We start from the raw sequence: 19,958 nt of genomic DNA on the forward strand, positions 1-19,958 counted from the left end.
ATGCTGCGGGCTGCAGCATCCATCCCGCTTCCGAACGGATGTCGGGGCGGAGGCGGCCCTCAGGAGCCGTGCGAGGCATAGCCTGGAGACATGGCGACGAAGCCTCCGACCGCCGATATCGACGAGACCCGCGTGCACGTGTCGCGGCCCAAGAAGGTCGCGGTGGGCGTGCCCGCAGTGCTGCACGCGCTCGAGATCGCGAACGAGCAGATGGGGGTCTCCCGCTCGGTCCAGACGCTGATGCGCGTCAACCAGAAGGACGGCTTCGACTGCCCCGGCTGCGCGTGGCCCGAGGAGGACAAGCGCCACATCGCCGAGTTCTGCGAGAACGGCGCGAAGGCGGTCGCCGAGGAGGCGACGCTGCGGCGGGTGGGTCCGGAGTTCTTCGCGGCGCACTCGCTGGACGAGCTGCGCGGGCACGACGACTGGTGGCTGGGGCAGCAGGGCAGGCTGACGCACCCGATGGTGCTCGAAGAGGGCGCGACCCATTACCGCCCGATCTCGTGGGACGACGCGCTGGCCCTCGTGGCCGACGAGCTCGAGGCCCTCGACGACCCCGACCAGGCGGTGTTCTACACCTCGGGTCGCACGTCGAACGAGGCGGCGTTCCTGTACCAGCTGCTCGTACGGGGCATCGGCACCAACAACCTGCCGGACTGCTCGAACATGTGTCACGAGTCGTCGGGCTCGGCACTCACCGAGACGATCGGGATCGGCAAGGGCACCGTCTCGATCGAGGACGTCCACGAGGCCGACCTGCTCATCGTCGCCGGTCAGAACCCGGGCTCGAACCATCCCCGCATGCTCTCCGCGCTCGAGAAGGCCAAGCAGCGCGGCGCCACGATCATCGCGGTGAACCCGCTCCCCGAGGCGGGGCTCCTGCGGTTCGAGAATCCGCAGACGGTGCGCGGCGTCGCGTTCGGCGGCACGAAGCTCGCCGACGAGTTCGTGCAGATCCGGCTCGGCGGCGACCAGGCGCTGTTCCAGGCGATCGGCAAGCACCTGCTCGAGGCCGAGGCATCCGACCCGGGTGTGCTCGACCACGCCTTCATCGCGGAGCACACGAGCGGTTTCGACGCCTACCGTCAGGCGATGACGGATGCTGCGTGGCGCGACTTCGTCGCCGCCACGGGGCTCCCCGAGAAAGCGCTGCGCCGCGTCGGCGAGGCCGTGCGCACGTCGAAAGCCACGATCGTCTGCTGGGCGATGGGGCTGACGCAGCACAAGCACTCGGTGCCGACGCTGCGCGAGATCGTCAACATGCTGCTGCTGCAGGGCAACATCGGGCGCCCCGGCGCGGGCGTGTGCCCGGTGCGCGGCCACTCCAACGTGCAGGGCGACCGCACCGTCGGGATCTACGAGAAGCCGTCGACGGCGTTCCTCGACGCGCTCGACGCGGAGTTCGGGTTCGCCGCGCCGCGCGAGCACGGCTACGACACGGTGCAGGCCATCCGCGCCATGCGGGACGGCCAGGTGCGCTTCTTCATGAGCATGGGCGGCAACTTCGTGTCGGCCACGCCCGACACCGCGGTCGTCGAGGCTGGGATGGCGCGGGTCGGGCTCACCGTCCACGTGTCCACGAAGCTCAACCGCTCGCACGTCGTGACGGGCCGCCGCGCGCTCATCCTGCCGACGCTCGGCCGCACCGACCGAGACCGCCGAGGCGGGCGGGAGCAGCGCGTCACCGTCGAGGACTCGATGGGCGCCGTCCACTCCTCGCGCGGCCGACTCGCGCCGCCCTCGGAGGAGCTCCTCAGCGAGGTCGCGATCGTGGCACGGCTCAGCGCCCTCGTCTTCGGGCAGAGCGGCGGTTCGCCCGCCGCGGCGCCCGCGAAGCACCTCGATGCCGGCGCAACGCAAGACGCTGCCCGCCACGACCGCGGCTATCCCGAGCGTTCGCCCGCCGAAGAAGCCGCAGTGGCCGTCAGCGCCTCCGATCCCGCCGGGGTGCAGCACCCGTCCAACGTCCCCCAGGCGGACTGGGCGGCGCTCGAGGCCGACTACGCGCTCATCCGGTCGCACATCGAGCGGGTGGTGCCGGGCTTCGACGACTACGAGGAGCGCATCGACAGGGGGCGAACGCTCCACCTGCCGAACGGGCCGCGCGACGCGCGCCGGTTCGCCACCGCCGACGGCAAGGCGCGGTTCACGGTGAACGCGCTCGAGTATCCGGTGATCCCGCGCGGCCGGCTGCTGCTGCAGACGCTGCGCTCGCACGACCAGTACAACACCACGATCTACGGCAAGGACGACCGGTACCGGGGAATCCACGGCGGCCGGCGCGTGGTGCTCGTGAACGCGAAGGACATCGTGTCGCTCGGCTTCGCGGAGAACGACGTCGTCGATCTCGTGTCGGAGTGGACGCGGCCAGACGGCACCATCGAGGAGCGCCGCGCCGAGGAGTTCCGCATCGTCGCGTACCGCACGCCGCGGGGCAACGCCGCCGCCTACTATCCCGAGACGAACGTGCTCGTGCCGCTCGACTCCGTCGCCGACGTCTCGGGCACTCCGACGTCGAAGTCGGTGATCGTGCGGCTCGAACGCCGCGCGTGAGGGGGCGTGCGCGCCTAGGCTGGATGCATGACCCGAGCCGCCGTCGTCACCGTGTCCGACCGCTCGGCCGGAGGGTCGCGGACGGACGAGAGCGGACCCATCGCCGTCGCCGCCCTCCGCGAGGCCGGCTTCGACTGCGCGGACGCGGTCGTCGTCCCCGACGGCGCCGACAGCGTCGAGCGCGCACTCACCGCCGAGGTCGTCGCGGGGGTGAAGCTCATCGTCACGACCGGCGGCACGGGGGTCTCGCCGCGCGACCAGACCCCCGAGGGCACGGCGCGCGTCGTGACGCGCCAGATCCCGGGCATCTCCGAGGAGCTCCGCCGTCGCGGAGCCGCCGAGAAGCCTGTGGGCATGCTCACGCGCGGCGTCGCCGGCGTCGTCGACCCGCACGGGGTGCTCGTCGTGAATCTTCCGGGATCGCCCGGTGGCGTGGCGTCCGGCATGCCGGTGGTGGTGTCGGTCGCCCGACACGTGCTCGACCAGCTCGGCGGGAGCGACCACTGATGGCCGTCTCGACCGACGCCGTCCGGGTCTCGGCGATCAGCGCGGAACCGCTCGATCTCGACGCGCACCTGCGTGCCGTGGACGACTCGCGCATGGGCGCGGTCACCACGTTCGTGGGGCGCGTGCGCGATCATGATCCGGATGCCGCGACCGCTGTCGTCGCCCTCGAGTACTCAGCCCACCCCGAAGCCGAGGCGACCCTCGCGCGGCTCGCGGCGGCCGCCATCGGGTCGACGGGCGCCCTGGTCGCGGTCTCGCACCGCGTCGGCACGCTGCACGTCGGCGATGCGGCCGTCGTGATCGCGGTCGCCTCAGCGCACCGGGCGGAGGCCTTCGAAGTCTGCCGCACCCTCATCGAGACGATCAAGACCGACCTGCCCGTGTGGAAGCGTCAGGTCGAATCCGACGGCACCGCCACCTGGCTCGGCCTCGGCGGCTGAGCCCCTGCCGGGGCCCCGGGGATCAGCCGCCCGCGAAGGGCGGCAGCACGTCGACGAGGTCTTCGGAGCCGAGCGGCGTGTCGTCGGCGACGCGCGAGCCGCCCACGAGCACGGCGCAGCGGGGGAGGATGCCGCCGAGCCCGGGGTAGGCGGCCGACACGGCCTCGCGCAGCGCACCGAGCGTGGCCTCGGACCGGCGCTCGGTATCGAGGCCGGTGGCCTCCTGGGCGGCGGCGAAGTAGCGGACGACGGCCACTAGACGTCCCACTCTTTCGCCATCGCGGTGATGATGGCGGCCGCGGCCGCGGTGTCTTCCGGCGAGCCGCCGGCCCGCCCGGCGACGAGGCCGGCCGCGAACGCGCTGAACGGCGCGGCCGGGCGTGCGACCCCGAGCGCGACGTCGCGCGCGAGATCGAGGATCAGTGCCACCGGGAGCTCTTCGGGCGCGAGGCCGAACCGCTCGCGCAGCGCGTCGGCCCACGCGTCCAGGGCCTCGGGCGGAAGGGTGCGGGACTGCTCGCTCATGACGGCTCCTCCGGTGCGTGCTCGGCCCTTCGTCGGGCCTCTTCCAGATCCTCCCACGTGTCGACGTCGCGGGTCAGGTCGTCGGGCGCGGTGACGACGGCGATCGCCAGATCGTCGAGCAGCGCACGGACGGGCGCATCGCGGCCATCATCAGGAAGAGCGGATGCTGCGGCCCGCAGCGCATGCGTGCGATACGCACCGATCAGCCACTGCGGCCGGCTCGACGCGTCGGCCAGGCAGACGCCGTCGGTGTCGGAGGGCAGGAGGGGGATGTCGTCGACGAGCCGCTTCACGGCGGCGCCCACGCCGGGCAGGTCGCACGCGAGCAGAAGCGTCCACGTCGGGTCCTCCTCCTCCTCCTCCGCCCAGGAGGCGAGGGCGGCGACGACGGCCGCGGCCGGGCCCGTGAACGGCGGGTCTTCGCGCACCCACGCGACCGGCAGCGTCTCGTCCAGCACGGGTGCCACCACGGTGATCGGCCGGGCCGCAGCATCCGTCGCCGCCGACACCGCCGCCGTCAGCAGCGTGCGTCCGCCGACGTCGAACAGGGGCTTCGCCGCTCCGTCGACGCGGGAGGCGCGGCCGCCGGCCAGCAGGATGGCGCCGAGGTCGCCCTGAGCCGGCGTCATGCATCGCCCGCGCGGTGCCAGTCGCCGCTCTTGCCGCCGGTCTTCGTCACGATGCGCACGTTCTCTATCGAGGTGCCCTTGTCGAGGCCCTTCACCATGTCGACGACCGCGAGGGCGGCGACGGAGACCGCGGTGAGCGCCTCCATCTCGACGCCGGTGCGATCGGCGGTGCGCACCGTCGCCTCGATGCGCACGCCGTCGTCGTCGATCGCGAGGTCGACCGTGGCGCCGTGGACGCCGATGACGTGAGCGAGCGGCAGCAGCTCGGGCGTGCGCTTGGCGGCCTGGATGCCCGAGATGCGGGCGACCGCGAGCACGTCGCCCTTCGGCACCGAGCCGTCGCGGAGCGCTGCGACGACGTCCGGCGTGCAGCGCACGAAGCCGCGCGCGGTGGCCGAGCGCACCGTCGGCTGCTTGAGGGTCACGTCGACCATGCGGGCGTTCCCCGCCTCGTCGAGGTGCGTGAACGTGGGCTGGTCGGTGCTCATGAGATCAGCATGACATCGACGAGGTCGCCGGCTGAGACGGCGTCGGCCTCCGCCGGCACGATCGCGTACGCCTCGGCGCGGCCGAGGCCGCCGGCGAGGTGGGACCCGCCGGAGGTCGCGGGGATCACCCGCCATGCTCGCGGATCGGCGCGGTCGATGGTGACGGGGAGGTACTGCCGCCGGCCGGGCGGGGTGCGCCAGCCGTCGCCCGCCGGCAGGGCGAGGACGGGGCGATCCAGCACGCGGCGGCCCTGCATGCGCAGCAGCGCGGAGCGGACGAACACCTCGAACGACACGGCGGCGCTCACGGGGTTTCCGGGGAGGCCGAACAGCAGTGCGCCCGAGGGAAGGCGGCCGAAGCCCTGCGGCTTGCCCGGCTGCATCGCGATCTTGGAGAACGTCATCGTGTTCGCGAGGGTCGTCTTGACGACCTCGTACGCGCCCGCGCTGACCCCGCCGGAGAAGACGACGACGTCGGCGCACTGCGGCGATCGCGGGTCCGCGACCTCCGCCAGCACCCTGTCGAGGTCGCCGGGCTCGTCCGGAACGCTCGCGCGGCGCACGACCTCGGCGCCGGCGTCCGCGGCGAGGGCGGCGAGCAGCACGCTGTTCGATTCGGGGATCTGGCCGCGGCGCAGCGGCGCCCCGGGCTCGACCAGTTCACTGCCGGTCGAGATGACGGCCACCCGTGGCCGCCGCGAGACCACGACGTCGGCGACTCCCGATGCCGCGACCGCCGCAACCTGCAGGGCACCGAGCACGACGCCCGCGGAAAGCACCTCTGCGCCGGCATGCGCGTCCTCGCCGGCGCGGCGGATGTGCGCACCGGCGGCGCGCGGCGCGCGCAGGACCGAGATCAATCCGAGCGAGTCCGCGAGTCCGCCGGCCGTGTCCTCGAACGGGACGATGGCGTCCGCGTCGGACGGGACCGGCGACCCGGTCATGATGCGCGCGGCCTCACCGGGCGCGAGGGCCGGGTCGTCGGCGGTGCCGGCCGGAAGATCGGAAACGACCCGGAGTGTCACGGGGGCGTCGGCGGCCGCATCCGTGACATCCGCGAAGCGCACGGCGAAGCCGTCCATCGCCGAGTTGTCGAAGACCGGGATGTCCACCGCCGCGCGCACGGGTTCGCTGAGCGTGCGGCCGTGCGCGTCGATGAGCGGGATCCGCTCGCCGGGCAAGGGCACAGCGGCGGCGAGCACGTCGGCGAGGTGCTCCTCGACGGTGCGGAGCCCGCTCACGCGTGGACCGCCGCGATGTCGCGGTTCCACGCCTCGATGCCTCCGGCGAGGACGGATGCCTCGACCCCGGCGCCGCGCAGAGCCACGGCCGCGCGCTGCGCGCGCATGCCCACCTGGCACACGACGATCACCGTCGTCGCACCGATGCTCGACGGGTCGGCGAGCACGTCGCCGAGCGGCAGGAGCACGGATCCGGGGATGACGCCCCGCTCGGTCTCGAAGGGCTCGCGCACGTCGAGCAGCGTCGTCCCGGCGTGCTGCGCGGCCAGAGCTTCCGCGGGCGAGAGCTGCGGGATCGCGGGCGCATGCCGAAGCTGGGGTGCCGCCGTGGACACGTGCGCGGGCGCGGGGGTCGCGGCATCCGTCGCTCGATCCGTTGCCGGTCGCAGTGGCACCTCGTCGGTCCGTCCGCGGAGTGCATCGATCACCAGCACCCGTCCGAGCAGCGGATCGCCCACCCCGGTGATGAGCTTCACGGTCTCGGTCGCGAGAATCGACCCGACCTGCAGGCACAGCGCGCCGAGCACGCCGACCTGGGCGCACGACGGGGCTTCGCGTCCGGCGTCCGGCGGGTACAGGTCAGCGAGCAGCACGGGCATCGCGCCGGCGGGCGGCGCTGACCAGAAGACCGTGGCCTGTGCGTGGAACTCCTGCACGACGCCCCACACCAGTGGCACGCCCAGCCGTTCGCACGCGGAGGCGACGGCCTCGCGGGTCTCGAACGTGTCGGTGCCGTCGACCACCACGTGTGCGCCGGAGAGGAGGTCCACCGCGTTATCGGGTGTGAGCAGTGCCTGCACCGGCCGCACCACGGTCGTGGGCGAGAGGTCAGAAGCGATGCGCACGGCCGAGTCGACCTTCGCGGCACCCACGTCGCTCACTCGGTGCATGACCTGCCGCTGGAGATTGGATGCCTCGACCAGGTCATCGTCGATCACCGTGATGGTGCCGACCCCAGCGGCAGCGAGCGCCAGCACGACGGGAGAACCGATGCCGCCCGCCCCGACGACGGCGACGTGGGCCGCGGCGAGCCGGCGCTGGGCGATCTCACCGAAGCCCACGAGCACCCGGTGACGGGCGGTGCGCGTGCGTTCGGCGTCGGTCAGCTCGGCGACCGGCTCGACGAGCGGGGGAAGTGCCATGCCTTCAGGCTAGCCGCGCGGATCCGAGCCGGGGTCGCTCATTCGGCAGCTCCGATCTATCCATCGGCGGGGAGCCGCCGTTCCCGTCGCGACGTTGTCAAGGGCCATGCCGCGCCGACTTCGGGCGGCATATCGTTCCCGAAACGATGACGGGAGCATCACATGAGCGATCACCGCGCTGAGCCGACCAGCGACGACCAGAGCACGACGGCAGCCGACGATGCGGGGGGAGTGATCCCCCGCCTCAACCCGGGCGACACCAATCCCGCGAGCGATCTCAAGACGGACATCATCAGAGACGTCGAACGGGAGCACACCATCACCAGCGACGTCGTGGGGCCGCGCCGCGAAGAGATCTCCGACGAGGACTCGGACCTGGAGGAGCGTTCCTGAGACGTCGGGGGACGAGGCGGGGAGTCGCTCGACGGGGCGCCCGGAGACTACTCCGCGGCAGGACCGCGGAACTTCTTCGGCAGCCCGGCGACCACGAGTTCGTAGGAGCGATCGATGGCCTCGCGCAGCTCGTCGTCGGGGATGCCGCCGCCGGTTCTCAGCGTGTTCCATCCAGATCGACCGATGTAGGCCGCGACGCGGGCGTCGTCCGGGTAGCGGGCCAGCCAATCATCGGCCTCGTCGCGGGTCGTGGCCGCCTTGACGCCGATCGAGCTCCCGTCGCCGAGGAAGACGAAGATCTTGCCGCGCTGGGCGGGGCCGACCTTGAAGACGACGTCACCCTCCCAGGGTTCGTCCTCCCACGCTCCCCACTTCGCGGCGCAGTACGCGCGGATGTCCTCAGGGGTCACGCCTTCAGTATCCTCCGCGACCGGCACTCTGGGGCGCCGGGTCCCAGGCATACGGATCTTCGTGAGCCGGGCACCGCAGGTGCGGCGAAAGTGCGTGACTAACGCCGCATTCGCGGTGATAGCGTGAGGAGATGGCCAGCTACAAGATCGCCGAGGCGGCGCGCCTGCTCGGCGTGAGCGACGACACCGTCAGGCGGTGGGTCGACGCCGGCACGCTGCCCACGACCGGGGCATCGCCGATCGAGATCCCCGGCGACGCGCTCGCGGCGCATGCCGTCGAGCTGGCGGCATCGCCGAAAGACCCCGCCGACGTGCTCTCGAGCGCTCGCAACCGTTTCGTGGGCCTGGTCACCCGCGTGCAGGCCGACGGCGTGATGGCGCAGGTCGACATCCAGTCCGGCCCGCATCGCGTGGTCTCGCTCATGTCGAGCGAGGCGGTGCGGGAGCTGGGTCTCGAGCCTGGATCCCTCGCGGTCGCCGTGGTGAAGGCCACGAACGTCATCGTCGAAACCCCGAAGGGCTGACATGCCGCGCTCCGCGCTCCTGCGCGCCTCCGCCGTCCTTGCCGCCCTCGCGCTGCTGCTCACCGGCTGCGCGACCGGCACCGACCAGGATCCGCTCGCGACGTCGGCATCGACGACGCCCGCAGGGCCCGAACTCACCGGCGACCTCACGGTCTATGCGGCGGCGTCGCTGAAGGCGGCCTTCGATGAGCTGGCGACGGAGTTCGAGGCGCAGCATCCGTCCGTCGATGTCCAGCCGATCACCTACGACGGCTCGTCGACCCTCGCGACGCAGATCATCGAGGGTGCCCCGGTCGACGTGTTCGCATCAGCCGACGAGAAGAACATGCAGAAGGTCGTCGACGAGGGGCTCGCCGCCGACCCCCAGGTGTTCGCCGGCAACACGCTCGTGCTGGTGGTGCCTGCCGGCAACCCGGGGGATGTCGAGGGTCTCGACGATCTCGCCACCGCCGAGCTCACCGTCGTGCTGTGCGCCGCGGAGGTGCCGTGCGGCGCGTCGGCGGCGACGCTGCTGTCGAACGCGGGCGTCACGGCGAGCGTCGACAGCTACGAGCAGAACGTCACCGCGGTCCTCACGAAGGTGGCGGCGGGCGAGGCGGACGCGGGACTCGTGTACGTGACGGATGCGACGACCACGAACACCGTCGATGCGATCGAGCTGGAGGGTGCCGAGGACGTCGTCAACCGCTACCCGATCGTGGCGCTCTCCGACGCCGCGAGCACGGACGTCGCCGACGCGTTCGTCGCGTTCGTGCTCGGCGACGAAGGCCGGCAGGTGCTCACCGCCCTCGGCTTCGGGGTGCCGTGACCCTCGCTGCGGCACACGCACCCGCGCGCGAGGAGCGCGCGGGATTCGTGCCGCGCGTGCTCGCCGTGCCGGCGGTGATCGGACTCGCGCTGCTGGTGCTGCCGCTCGGCGCCCTCGTGCTGCGGGTCGAATGGGCGACGCTGTGGAGCGATGTCACGTCGCCCGCGGCGCTGTCGGCGCTGGGGCTCTCGCTCGCGACCGGCGCGGTGGCGACCGCCGTGTGCGTCGTGCTCGGTGTACCGCTGGCGCTTCTCATCGCACGGAGCACCGTCCGCACGGCCGCCGTGCTCCGCGCCCTCGTGACGGTGCCGCTGGTGCTGCCGCCCATGGTCGGCGGCGTCGCCATGCTGTTCCTCTTCGGGCGCACCAGCTGGCTCGGCGGCATTCTCGCGGAGTGGGGCATCCGCATCCCGTTCACGACGACCGCGGTCGTGATGGCGCAGACCTTCGTCGCGCTGCCGTTCCTCGTGCTCGCCCTCGAGGGAGCGCTGCGGTCGACCGGATCGGGGTACGAGCAGGCGGCGGCGGGCCTGGGCGCGGGGCGCTGGACGATCCTCGCCCGCGTGACGCTCCCGCTCGCCGCGCCGGGACTGGTCGCCGGCATCGTGCTGTGCTTCGCCCGCGCGATCGGGGAGTTCGGGGCGACCGCGTTGTTCGCGGGCAACGCGCCGGGCGTGACGCAGACCATGCCGCTCGCGATCTACACCGCGTTCAACGGCGCCGGCGTCTCGCAGGGGACGGCGGTGGCACTGTCGCTGCTGCTGCTCGTGACCGCGGTCGGGGTGCTGCTCCTCGTGCGCGCCTGGCGGGCGGAGGCTCCGCGATGAGCGCGGTCGCGTCGCACGCCGGGACGGATGCTGCGTCCCGCGCCGCGGCCGGGCTCGACGCCCGGGTGGTGGTGCGTCGCGGCGGGTTCGCCCTCGACGCCGCGCTGCAGGTGGCGCCCGGAACCGTCGTCGCTCTGATGGGACCGAGCGGGGCCGGCAAGTCGACGCTGCTCGGGGTGCTCGCGGGGCTCACCGGCTTCGACGAGGGACATGTGCATCTCGGGGGTCGGGTGATCGACGCGTCTCCGGCGCGCCGCACGCCGCCCGCCTCGCGCGGGGTGGTGCTTCTCGGGCAGGACCCGCGCCTGTTCCCGCACCTGAGCGCGATCGACAACGTCGCGTTCGGACTGCGCGTCCACGGGGCGACGAAGGCAGCCGCCGCGGACGGAGCCGCGGACTGGCTCGGGCGCGTCGGCCTCGGGGATCTCGGCGGGCGCCGTCCCGCGCAGCTGTCGGGCGGCCAGCAGCAGCGCGTCGCACTCGCGCGTGCGCTCGCGACGGCGCCGGCCGCCCTCCTCCTCGACGAGCCGCTCACGTCGCTCGACACCGAGACCGCCGGCGACGTACGCACGCTCCTGCACCAGCAGCTCGCGGCCACCGGCACGACCGCGGTCGTCGCAACCCACGATGCAGTCGACGCCGTCGCCCTCGCGAGCCGCTTGGTGGTGCTCGAGGGCGGCCACGTCACGCAGTCCGGCCCGGTCCGTGAAGTGCTCGCGTCTCCGGCGACCCGTTTCGCCGCGGCGGTCGCGGGTCTCAACCGCGTGGAGGGGACGACGGATGCTGCCGCCTGGCGTGCCGGGAACCTCGTGCTGCCCCGCCCGACGGGGGCGCGGCATCCGTCTTCCGCGGCCGTGTTCCGCGCGAGCGATGTCCGGGTCGTCGAGGGGCGGCCACGCGAAGCGGGGGAGTGGACCGCGCGCATCGTGCGGCTCGAGCAGACGCCCGCGGGCGTGCGGGTGCGCACTGCCGACCCCGACGTCGCCGTGGACGTCGCCGCCGATCGCGCGGCGGGCCTCGGGCCCGGGGATCCGATCACGCTGCGCGTGAACCCGGCCGACGTGCGCTTCGTCGACGTGCCGTGAGTCGGCGGCGGGTGAGGCGCGTTTCGACTTCGCGCGCCAGAGCGCGCTCCGCTCAACGACCGGTACTTGGGGAATCGCTCGTTGAGCGAGTGAGCCTCGATGGGAGCGGCCGTAGACTCGGCCGGTGATGCGAATCCGCCCCTTCCGTCCGGGTGACGAGCCCGCACTCGCCGAGATCTGCCTCAAGACCGCGGATGCCGGCGCCGACGCCACCGGACTGCTCGACGACGACGACCTCTGGGCCGAGATCTTCGTGCTCCCGTACGCGGCGCGTCACCCCGAGTTCGCCTTCGTCGTCGAGGCCGACGACGCCCGCGTCGTCGGCTACGTCGTCGGTGCGCCGGACTCCGCCGCGTTCGAGCACTGGTTCGCCACCGAGTGGTGGCCGCAGTTCGCCGAGCGCTGGCCCAAGCCCCAGGGCGACCCGCTGCCGGTGAGCGTCTCGCGCCAGGACGGCATCGTGCGCTACGCCTACGCGCGCCGAGGCGGCGCCCAGCCGTTCGGCGACGAATACCCTGCGCATCTGCACATCGACCTGCTGCCCGAGACCCAGGGTCAAGGGCTCGGTCGCCGCCTCATCGAGACCCTGGAGAACGCGCTGCGCGAGGCGGGTGTCCCGGGACTGCACCTCGTCGCGTCGTCCGACAACTCGGGAGCGATCGCGTTCTACCCGCGCGTCGGGTTCGAGCCGCTGCCGTCGCCGGAGGGCACGCAGGTCTTCGCCACGCGCCTCTGACCTACGCCTTCGGGGACGCTGCGTCAAGCCGTTGGGGCGGCCGGAGGGCTCCCATAGTCTGCTGGCGTGGACGATGTCTCGGCGCCGACCGGCCGCGAGCCGGCACTCATCGCCCGGCCGCGCGAGGACGGCTCCGCGCCCCGGGCCCTGGTCCTCGGGGCAACGGGCTACATCGGCGGTCGTCTGGTTCCCCGGCTCCTGAACGCCGGGTACGAAGTGTGCGTCCTGGCACGCGACGCGGCCCGGGCGGCCGCGTTCCCCTGGGGCGACCGCGTCGAGATCGTCCGCGGCGACGCCACGGATGCCGCATCCGTCGGCGAAGCGGCGCGTGATGTCGACGTCCTCTACTACCTCGTCCACTCGATGTCGGGCGGCACGACGTTCGCCGATGCCGACCGTCGCGCGGCCCGGACGGTCGCGAAGGCGGCGGTGGCGGCATCCGTCGGACGGATCGTGTATCTCGGTGGCCTGCACCCCGAGACAGTCGCGCTGTCGCCGCACCTGCGGTCGCGGGTCGAGGTCGGCGAGACGTTCCTCGCGAGCGGCGTGCCGACGATCGTGCTGCAGGCGGGCGTCGTGATCGGATCCGGGTCGGCGTCCTTCGAGATGGTGCGTCACCTGACAGAGGTTCTGCCCTACATGCCGGCCCCGAAGTGGGTGCGCAACCGCATCCAGCCGATCGCCGTGCGCGACGTGCTGCACTACCTGCTGGGTGCCGCGCGGCTGCCCGCCGACGTGAACCGGGCCGTCGACATCGGCGGACCCGATGTGCTGCGGTACGGGCAGATGATGAACGGCTACGCCGTCGAAGCGGGACTGAGGCAGCGACCGATCGCGGCCCTGCCGGTGCTCACGCCGCGGCTCGCCTCCCACTGGGTGAACCTCGTCACGCCGATTCCCCGCTCCATCGCCCGCCCGCTCGTCGAGTCGCTGCAGAACGAGTGCATCGTCAAGGACCATGCGATCGACGACCTGATCCCGCCGCCCGACGGAGGCTTGACGCCCTATCGGACGGCGGTACGAATGGCGCTCGGTCGCGTCGAGGCCGACGCGATCGAGACGAGCTGGCAGGATGCCGAGGTGCTCGGCGCGCCGAGCGACCCGCTGCCGAACGATCCCGACTGGGCACGACGGGTGGTCTTCTCCGACGTGCGCATCGCCCACACCCCGGCCTCGCCCGCGGCGCTGTGGGGCGTGATCGTGGGGATCGGCGGCGAGAACGGCTGGTACTCGTCGCCCCTGCTGTGGGCTGTGCGCGGCTGGATGGACCGCCTCGTCGGCGGCATCGGGCTGGCCCGCGGGCGGCGAAGCAGAGAACGGCTCGCGGTCGGCGACGCCCTCGACTTCTGGCGCGTCGAAGCTCTCGAACCGGGACGGATGCTGCGCCTCCGGGCAGAGATGAAGGTGCCGGGTCTCGCGTGGCTCGAGCTGCGGGCCTCGCCCGACGGAGACGGCGGCGGCTCACGCTACGATCAGCGCGCCGTGTTCTTCCCGCGCGGGCTCGCGGGGCGCCTGTACTGGCTCGCGGTGGTGCCCTTCCACGGATTCATCTTCGTGGGGATGGCGCGGCGCATCACCGCGGCCGCCGAGGCCGTCGTGGCGGAGCCCGCGTCGGTGTGACCCCGCGGGCGGGCATCACACCACCAGGCCGCCGTCTTCGATGCGCACGACGCGGTCGACGAGCCCGTCGGGCACGGCGACGTGCGAGATCAGCACCACGGCCTGGTCATCGCGGACGGCGCCCAGCAGGTCGGCGAGCAGGCGATCGGATGCCTCGGGGTCGACACCCGCGGTGGGCTCGTCGAGCACGAGCACCGGGAAGCCCCGCAGCAGCGCCCGTGCGAGCGCGATCCGCTGCGCCTGTCCGCCCGACACCAGGGCGCCGCGCTCGCCGACGCGCGCGCCGAGTCCGCCGCGCTCGCGCAGCCACGGGCCGAGGCCGACGCGGTCGAGGGCGGCTTCGAGCTCGGCATCCGTCGCGGTGTCGCGCGCGAAGAGCAGGTTCTGGCGGATGTCCTCGTCGAAGAGCATCGGATGCTGCTCGCACAAGCCCACCGTGAGCCGCACGTCGTCGGGGGAGAGATCGTGCACCGAGCGGGGGCCGACGTCGTAGCCGCCCTCGGTCTCGAGGAACCGCACGAGCGCGTGCGCGAGGGTGCTCTTGCCCGCGCCGCTCGAGCCCATGACGAGCACCCGCTCGCCGGGCCGGATCGCGAGGTCGATGCCGCGCAGCGCGGGCTCGGCGGCGCCCGGCCACCGTACGCTCGCCCCCTGCAGCCGGATGCCGCCGCCCAGAGCCGGGGCGTCACCCGTGGCCTCGACGGTCTCGGGGGCGAGTTCAGCGGGGGCGGTGACCGGCAGCGAACCCGCGATGCGCTCCGCCGACGCTCGCACCTGGCGCCACGCCGACGCGGCCATCGGCACCGACGCGAACACCTCGAACACCGCCATCGGCACGAGCACGGCGACCGCGAGGGACGGACCGGCCAGAGAGCCGGATGCCGCACTCGGCGCGGAGACCAGCACGGCGGCGATCGACGCGGCACCGGCGAGGAGCGACACGAGGGCGGCGGTGCCGGCCTGCGCTCCGGACCGGCGGACGACGGCGCGCCGCAGGTCGGCGTCCGCGCCGGCGATGCGCTCCCGGCTCTGCGCCTCCGCGCCGAACGCGGTCAGCACGTCGAGGCTGCCGATATGGTCGAGTACCGCGTCGGCGAGGCGGGCACGCAGCGGGGCGATGGCACGTTCTGCGCGGGCACCCGACATCCATCCCCACAGCGTGGCGATCGCCGCCGCGACGATGAGGCAGGCGAGCAGGGTCAGGGCAGCCGGCCACCACACGACCGCGACCAGCACGACCGCGCCGAGAGCGACCAGTGCCGACGAGACCAGCGGCTGCACGACGCGCAGCGGGAGATTCTGCAGTTCGTCGACGTCGTCGACGAGCGCCCCCAGCACTGAGCCCCGGCGCGTGCGCGCCAGGCCGTCGGGGGCCAGGGGGACGAGCCGGCGCACGAGGTCGGCGCGCGTCGATGCGAGCTGCCGCAAGGCGGCGTCGTGGCCGGTGAGCCGCTCGAGGTAGCGGAACGAGGCCCGCGAGATGGCGAAGAACCGCACGCCGACGACCGCGGCCGACAGGTACAGCACCGGCGGCTGCTCGCTCGCGCGGACGATGAGCCACGCGCTGACGGCGAGCAGCGCGACCGCGGAGGCCTCGGACGCGAAGCCGGCGGCGAGCGCCCACCAGAAGCGGCGCGCCGGGGGCATCGCTCCGCGCAGCACCGCGCCCGGCGTCGAGGCCGAGGCGCTCATGCGAGCACCTCGCTCGGCTCGAGCCGCACCACCTGGTCGGCGATGGCGAGCGCCGACGTGCGGTGCGAGATCAGCAGCACGGTCGCGCCCTCGTCGGCGAGGAGACGGATGTTGCGCCACAGCCGGCCCTCTGTCCGGGGGTCGAGAGCTGAGCTGGGCTCGTCGAGCGCGATCACCGGGGCCTCCCCCCGCAGGTGCCGGTAGAACGCACGAGCGACCGCGACGCGCTGGGCCTGGCCGCCGGAGAGACCCGCGCCCTGCACGCCGAGCTCCTGCGCCGGGTCGAGCGCATCGGCGCAGGCGAGGCCGAGTGCGCGCAGCACGGTCTGAGAGCTTGGTGCGGCATCGCCGAGGGTGACGTTGTCGGCGATGCTGCCGGTGAGCAGGCCAGGACGCTGACCAGCCCACGCGAGCCACTCGGCCGGTGTGAGGGCACGCAGGTCGGTGTCTGCCCACGACGCCTCCCCGTCGAACGCGGCCGCTCCCCGCAGCGCGGCGAAGAGGCTGGACTTGCCGACCCCGCTCGGCCCCTCGATGAGGGTGACGGTGCCCGGGCCGGCCGCCAGGTCGACGGGCGGCAGCATCCGCTCTCCGCGTCGCACGCGCGTGCCGTCGAGGACGAGGCGATGACCGCGCTCAGGCGTTTCGACTCGTTCGTTCCTCACTCGCTCAACGAGCGGTTCCTTCAGTCCCGGTCGTTGAGCGTAGGGCGCTCTCGCGCCCGCAGTCGAAACGCCCTGGGTCTGCGGGAATGCCAGGCGCGTTTCGACTCGCTCAACGAGCGGTTCCTTTAGTCCCGGTCGTTGAGCGGAGGGCGCTCTCGCGCCCGCAGTCGAAACGCCCGGGGTCTGCGGGATCGACCGGGGCACCCCGTCGCCCGCACCCCGCGCGGCGTCGAGCACGTCGAACACGTCGTCGGTCGCTGCCACGCCCTCGGCGGCGGCGTGGAACTGCACACCGACCTGCCGCAGCGGCAGGTATGCCTCGGGAGCGAGCAGCAGCACGAACAACCCGACCGCCAGGGTCAGCGATCCGTCGATGAGCCGGAACCCGATCGACACCGCGACGATCGCGACGGCGATCGACGCGAGGAACTCGAGCGCGAACCCCGAGAGGAACGAGACGCGCAGCACGCGCATCGTCTCGCGGCGGTACTCGCCGGTGACCCGTTCGATGGATGCCGCGGCCCGGTGCTGACGGCCGAACACCTTGAGCGTCGACAGCCCCTGCACCGTGTCGGCGAACCGTGAGGCGAGGTGCTGGAGGGTGCGCCACTGCCGCTGCTGCACCGAGCGCGTGGCCAGGCCGATGAGCACCATGAAGATGGGGATGAGCGGGAGCGTGAGCAGCACGGTCAGCCCTGACAGCCAGTCCTGCCACCACATCACCGCGAGGATCAGCGGCGTCGCGACCACCGTCTGCACGAGCTGCGGCAGGTACCGGCCGAAGTACGCCTCCAGTGCGTCGAGCCCTCGTCCGGCGGTCACCGCGAGGGCCGCCGAGTTGCGGGCGCCGAGCCATTGCGGACCGAGCACGCCGATCGCCGCGACGAGCGCCGTCCGCAGCTGCCCCTGCACGCGTGCGGCCGCGCGAGCGGCGACGGCTTCGCGCACCCACAGCAGCACGGCGCGGAGAGCGACGACGATCGCGAGCGCGCCGAGCGTCGGCGCGAGTTCGGCCCACGGCATCCCGGCGATGGCCCCGGTGATCGCGCGCGTCAGCAACCACGCGAACGCGACGATCACCGCGGTCTGCGCCGCCGCGATCGCGGCTATCGCGACGAAGAAACCGCGAGAGGCGCTCGCGTACCGCAGCAACCGCGGGTCGACAGGTTTGCCGTTCACGCGAGGCGGGGCATCCGTCTCACTCATTCCACCTCGACCCTACCCATTGCGCGGTCTGTCGCTGTCCATGCGGCGACCGCTACTGTGTGTCGCACCGCGCGAAGGGGGCCGAGGCGCCATGTGGAGCATCCCGATCATCGACGGTCCGGTGCCCTGGATCGTCTACGGCCTCGCCGTCGCGTTCTTCCTGGTGCTGCTCATCCGCACGCCCACCAAGCGGTGGGTGCTGACCGCGCTCACCGCGCTGGTCGTCGGTGCGCTCGTCGGTCTCGGCATCGGGATCCTCGCGGACGTGACGAATGCGTTCGGCGACGCGGTCCCCGACCCCGTGGTGTGGTGGGCGACCGCCACCTTCGCCGCGATCGGCATCGCGGTGGCGAACCTCTGGCGCTCGCCGCTCTGGCGCAAGGTCGTGGCTGTGATCGGCATCGTCATCTTCGTGATCGCGGGAACGATCGGCATCAACGCGTTCTACAACCTGAATCCGACCCTGGGCAGCCTGTTCGGCATCATCGACGACAACCCGATCGTCGTCCCGACCAGCACCGCGACCGCCGATCCCGACGCGGGCCCGCTGTACGAGACGTTCGAACCGCCCGCCGACATGCCCGCGAAGGGGCAGCAGGGCACGCAGGTCATCCCCGCGACCGACTCGGGCTTCACCGCCCGAGCGGCGGGCGTCTACCTGCCGCCGGCGGCGCTGGTCGCGGACGCCCCCGCCCTTCCGCTGGTCATCATGATGATGGGCCACCCGGGCAACCCCGACCCGAGCTACATCGCCGGCGTCCTCGACGACTTCGCGTCGAAGAACAACGGGCTCGCGCCGATCGTCATCGTTCCCGATCAGCTCGGACCCGATGGGAACGACCCCGCGTGCGCCGATTCGAAGGCCTACGGCAACGCCGAGACCTACGTCACCGAGGACGTCGTCGCGTGGGCGAAGCAGAACCTGCACATCATCCAGGACCCGAAGTACTGGGTCATCGCGGGCTACTCCAACGGCGGCGGCTGCGCCGTGAAGTACCTCGCCAAATACCCCGACCAGTGGAAGAACCTCATCGACATCTCGGGCGAGCCGTTCCCCGGATCGGAGGATCCCGGGAGCGTCACCACGACGATCTACGGCGGCGACACTGCGGCGTTCGAGGCGGCCAAGCCGATCGAGATCATGAAGGCCGCCCCCTCCGGGACCTACGACGGCATGACCGCGGTGTTCACCACCGGCTCGGAGGATCCGACCTACATCCAGGCTGCCAAGGACGTGTCGTCCGAGGCGCAGACCGTGGGTATGACGGTCACGTACTACGAGGTGCCCGGTGCCGGTCATGTCGGCGATGCGCTGACGGGCGGACTGCAGGAGGGGGTCACCGTGATGTATCCGGTTCTGGGGCTGTCGGCCAAGTGAGGAGACGGATGCTGCGGCCCGCAGCATCCGTCCTGTCATCCGACTCAGTGCGCGGGCGCCGTCGCAGCCTGCTCGATGCGGGAGCGGGTGACGCGCTTGCGGAATATCCAGTACGTCCAGCCCTGATAGGCGAGCACCAGCGGCAGGAAGATGAGAGCCGCCCACGACATGATCGTCAGCGTGTAGTCGGTGCTGGACGCGTTCTCGATCGTGAGGGATCCCGACGGATCGCCTGTGGAAGGCATGACGTACGGGAACAGCGCGAACCACACGGCGAGCACGGCGGTCACGATCGTGAACGCGCCGAACCCGAACGCCCAGCCCTCTCGGCCGCGGGCGTTCGAGATCCACGAGGCGATGAGGAGCACGGCCGCCACGGCCGAGAGGACCGCCGTGATCATCGCGAAGTCGCGGCCCTCGGAGAACGCCATGCCGACAGTCCACACGAGGAAGGCGGCGGCGACCACGATCGTGAGAAGACCCGCTCGCCCAGCCAGACGACGGGCGTCGGCGGCGACTTGGCCGTCGGTCTTCAGCGCCACGAAGTACACGCCGTGGGTGAAGAACAGCAGCAGCGTGGTCAGACCGCCGAGCAGACCGTACGGGTTGAGCAGGGTCAGCAGCGAACCGGTGAACTCGTGGTCCGCGTCCAGCGGCACCCCCTGCACGATGTTCGCGACGGCCACGCCCCACAGCAGCGCCGGCACTGCGGAGCCGACCACGATCATCGTGTCGAAGCCCTTCTTCCACCTGAGCGAATCGCGCTGGTGCCGGTACTCGAACGAGACGCCGCGGAGGATCAGCGCGAGCAGGATCAGCAGCAGCGCGAGGTAGAACCCGCTGAAGAGCGTCGCGTACCACTCGGGGAACGCCGCGAACAGGCAGGCGCCGGCGACGATGACCCAGGTCTCGTTGAGGTCCCACACGGGGCCGATCGTGTTGATGACCTGGCGACGACTGATGTCGTTCCTGCCGAGGAACGGCAACGACATGCCGACGCCGAAGTCGAACCCGTCGAGCACGAAGTAGCCGACGAAGAGGAAGCCGACGATCCAGAACCAGAGGTAGGCGAGATCCATGATGTGCTCC

General features: G+C 72.3%; 21 protein-coding genes. 11 read left to right on the top strand and 10 right to left on the bottom strand.

The window, feature by feature from the left end; translation table 11 throughout:
• The first annotated feature begins 90 nt into the window (after positions 1-90).
• The 3 genes from MRBLWH7_RS19280 to MRBLWH7_RS19290 are packed head-to-tail and all read left to right on the top strand — an operon-like array spanning position 91 to position 3,500.
• Positions 91-2,553 carry an FdhF/YdeP family oxidoreductase gene (locus MRBLWH7_RS19280; RefSeq protein WP_341997453.1) on the top strand — a complete coding sequence of 821 codons (2,463 nt, stop codon included), beginning with the start codon at positions 91-93 and terminating at the stop codon, positions 2,551-2,553.
• 27 nt (positions 2,554-2,580) lie between these two features.
• Positions 2,581-3,060 carry a MogA/MoaB family molybdenum cofactor biosynthesis protein gene (locus tag MRBLWH7_RS19285; RefSeq protein ID WP_341997455.1) on the top strand — a complete coding sequence of 160 codons (480 nt, stop codon included), beginning with the start codon at positions 2,581-2,583 and terminating at the stop codon, positions 3,058-3,060.
• On the top strand, positions 3,060-3,500 hold the full coding sequence (locus tag MRBLWH7_RS19290; RefSeq protein ID WP_341997458.1) for a molybdenum cofactor biosynthesis protein MoaE: 441 nt from the start codon (positions 3,060-3,062) through the stop codon (positions 3,498-3,500). The genes MRBLWH7_RS19285 and MRBLWH7_RS19290 overlap by 1 nt, the downstream gene beginning before the upstream one ends.
• Before the next feature lie 22 nt (positions 3,501-3,522).
• On the opposite strand, the gene MRBLWH7_RS19295 is transcribed toward MRBLWH7_RS19290, so the two are convergent.
• Genes MRBLWH7_RS19295 through MRBLWH7_RS19320 form a run of 6 tightly spaced genes read right to left on the bottom strand, consistent with a single transcriptional unit; the run spans position 3,523 to position 7,525 of the window.
• A complete protein-coding gene (locus tag MRBLWH7_RS19295) occupies positions 3,523-3,756 on the bottom strand; it encodes a MoaD/ThiS family protein (protein ID WP_341997460.1) in 234 nt (77 codons plus the stop codon).
• Positions 3,756-4,025 (bottom strand): DUF6457 domain-containing protein, encoded by a 270-nt coding sequence (locus tag MRBLWH7_RS19300; protein ID WP_341997462.1) that lies wholly within the window; start codon positions 4,023-4,025, stop codon positions 3,756-3,758. The genes MRBLWH7_RS19295 and MRBLWH7_RS19300 overlap by 1 nt, the downstream gene beginning before the upstream one ends.
• On the bottom strand, positions 4,022-4,654 hold the full coding sequence (locus MRBLWH7_RS19305; RefSeq protein WP_341997464.1) for an NTP transferase domain-containing protein: 633 nt from the start codon (positions 4,652-4,654) through the stop codon (positions 4,022-4,024). The genes MRBLWH7_RS19300 and MRBLWH7_RS19305 overlap by 4 nt, the downstream gene beginning before the upstream one ends.
• Positions 4,651-5,142: a cyclic pyranopterin monophosphate synthase MoaC gene (moaC, locus tag MRBLWH7_RS19310; protein ID WP_341997466.1), complete on the bottom strand. Its 492-nt coding sequence runs from the start codon at positions 5,140-5,142 to the stop codon at positions 4,651-4,653. Before moaC ends, MRBLWH7_RS19305 begins: the two co-directional genes overlap by 4 nt.
• Complete coding sequence (gene glp, locus MRBLWH7_RS19315; protein WP_341997468.1) at positions 5,139-6,383, bottom strand: gephyrin-like molybdotransferase Glp; 1,245 nt, start codon at positions 6,381-6,383, stop codon at positions 5,139-5,141. The genes moaC and glp overlap by 4 nt, the downstream gene beginning before the upstream one ends.
• On the bottom strand, positions 6,380-7,525 hold the full coding sequence (locus tag MRBLWH7_RS19320; RefSeq protein WP_341997469.1) for a ThiF family adenylyltransferase: 1,146 nt from the start codon (positions 7,523-7,525) through the stop codon (positions 6,380-6,382). Before MRBLWH7_RS19320 ends, glp begins: the two co-directional genes overlap by 4 nt.
• Positions 7,526-7,687: 162 nt before the next feature.
• On the opposite strand from MRBLWH7_RS19320, the gene MRBLWH7_RS19325 reads away from it, so the two are divergent.
• Positions 7,688-7,918 (top strand): hypothetical protein, encoded by a 231-nt coding sequence (locus tag MRBLWH7_RS19325; protein WP_341997471.1) that lies wholly within the window; start codon positions 7,688-7,690, stop codon positions 7,916-7,918.
• 47 nt (positions 7,919-7,965) lie between these two features.
• On the opposite strand, the gene MRBLWH7_RS19330 is transcribed toward MRBLWH7_RS19325, so the two are convergent.
• Positions 7,966-8,328, bottom strand: a complete 363-nt coding sequence (locus MRBLWH7_RS19330) for an MmcQ/YjbR family DNA-binding protein (RefSeq protein ID WP_341997473.1) — start codon at positions 8,326-8,328, stop codon at positions 7,966-7,968.
• A gap of 131 nt (positions 8,329-8,459) precedes the next feature.
• Between MRBLWH7_RS19330 and MRBLWH7_RS19335 the strand changes: the two genes are divergently transcribed.
• From MRBLWH7_RS19335 to MRBLWH7_RS19360, 6 genes are all read left to right on the top strand, one after another.
• Positions 8,460-8,852 (top strand): TOBE domain-containing protein, encoded by a 393-nt coding sequence (locus MRBLWH7_RS19335; RefSeq protein WP_341997474.1) that lies wholly within the window; start codon positions 8,460-8,462, stop codon positions 8,850-8,852.
• A gap of 1 nt (position 8,853) precedes the next feature.
• A complete protein-coding gene (modA, locus tag MRBLWH7_RS19340; RefSeq protein WP_341997475.1) occupies positions 8,854-9,660 on the top strand; it encodes a molybdate ABC transporter substrate-binding protein in 807 nt (268 codons plus the stop codon).
• A complete protein-coding gene (locus MRBLWH7_RS19345) occupies positions 9,657-10,487 on the top strand; it encodes an ABC transporter permease (RefSeq protein WP_341997476.1) in 831 nt (276 codons plus the stop codon). The genes modA and MRBLWH7_RS19345 overlap by 4 nt, the downstream gene beginning before the upstream one ends.
• Complete coding sequence (locus MRBLWH7_RS19350; protein WP_341997477.1) at positions 10,484-11,572, top strand: ABC transporter ATP-binding protein; 1,089 nt, start codon at positions 10,484-10,486, stop codon at positions 11,570-11,572. The genes MRBLWH7_RS19345 and MRBLWH7_RS19350 overlap by 4 nt, the downstream gene beginning before the upstream one ends.
• 124 nt (positions 11,573-11,696) lie before the next feature.
• Positions 11,697-12,308 carry a GNAT family N-acetyltransferase gene (locus MRBLWH7_RS19355; RefSeq protein ID WP_341997478.1) on the top strand — a complete coding sequence of 204 codons (612 nt, stop codon included), beginning with the start codon at positions 11,697-11,699 and terminating at the stop codon, positions 12,306-12,308.
• Between the two features lie 66 nt (positions 12,309-12,374).
• Positions 12,375-13,928, top strand: coding sequence for an SDR family oxidoreductase (locus MRBLWH7_RS19360; RefSeq protein ID WP_341997479.1), 1,554 nt, complete (start codon positions 12,375-12,377; stop codon positions 13,926-13,928).
• 15 nt (positions 13,929-13,943) lie between these two features.
• Here the strand turns inward: MRBLWH7_RS19360 and cydC are convergent, their stop codons facing one another.
• Both cydC and cydD read right to left on the bottom strand, forming a co-directional pair.
• Positions 13,944-15,620, bottom strand: coding sequence for a thiol reductant ABC exporter subunit CydC (cydC, locus tag MRBLWH7_RS19365; RefSeq protein WP_341997480.1), 1,677 nt, complete (start codon positions 15,618-15,620; stop codon positions 13,944-13,946).
• Positions 15,617-17,491 carry a thiol reductant ABC exporter subunit CydD gene (gene cydD / locus MRBLWH7_RS19370; protein ID WP_341997481.1) on the bottom strand — a complete coding sequence of 625 codons (1,875 nt, stop codon included), beginning with the start codon at positions 17,489-17,491 and terminating at the stop codon, positions 15,617-15,619. Before cydD ends, cydC begins: the two co-directional genes overlap by 4 nt.
• A 91-nt stretch (positions 17,492-17,582) precedes the next feature.
• Here cydD and MRBLWH7_RS19375 point away from each other — a divergent pair, with 91 nt between their 5' ends.
• On the top strand, positions 17,583-18,869 hold the full coding sequence (locus MRBLWH7_RS19375; protein ID WP_341997482.1) for an alpha/beta fold hydrolase: 1,287 nt from the start codon (positions 17,583-17,585) through the stop codon (positions 18,867-18,869).
• A gap of 44 nt (positions 18,870-18,913) precedes the next feature.
• Here the strand turns inward: MRBLWH7_RS19375 and cydB are convergent, their stop codons facing one another.
• Positions 18,914-19,948, bottom strand: coding sequence for a cytochrome d ubiquinol oxidase subunit II (gene cydB / locus MRBLWH7_RS19380; protein ID WP_341997483.1), 1,035 nt, complete (start codon positions 19,946-19,948; stop codon positions 18,914-18,916).
• Between the last annotated feature and the right edge of the window lie 10 nt (positions 19,949-19,958).

This window comes from Microbacterium sp. LWH7-1.2 (genome assembly GCF_038397755.1).
In the GTDB taxonomy this organism is placed as follows: Bacteria; Actinomycetota; Actinomycetes; order Actinomycetales; family Microbacteriaceae; genus Microbacterium.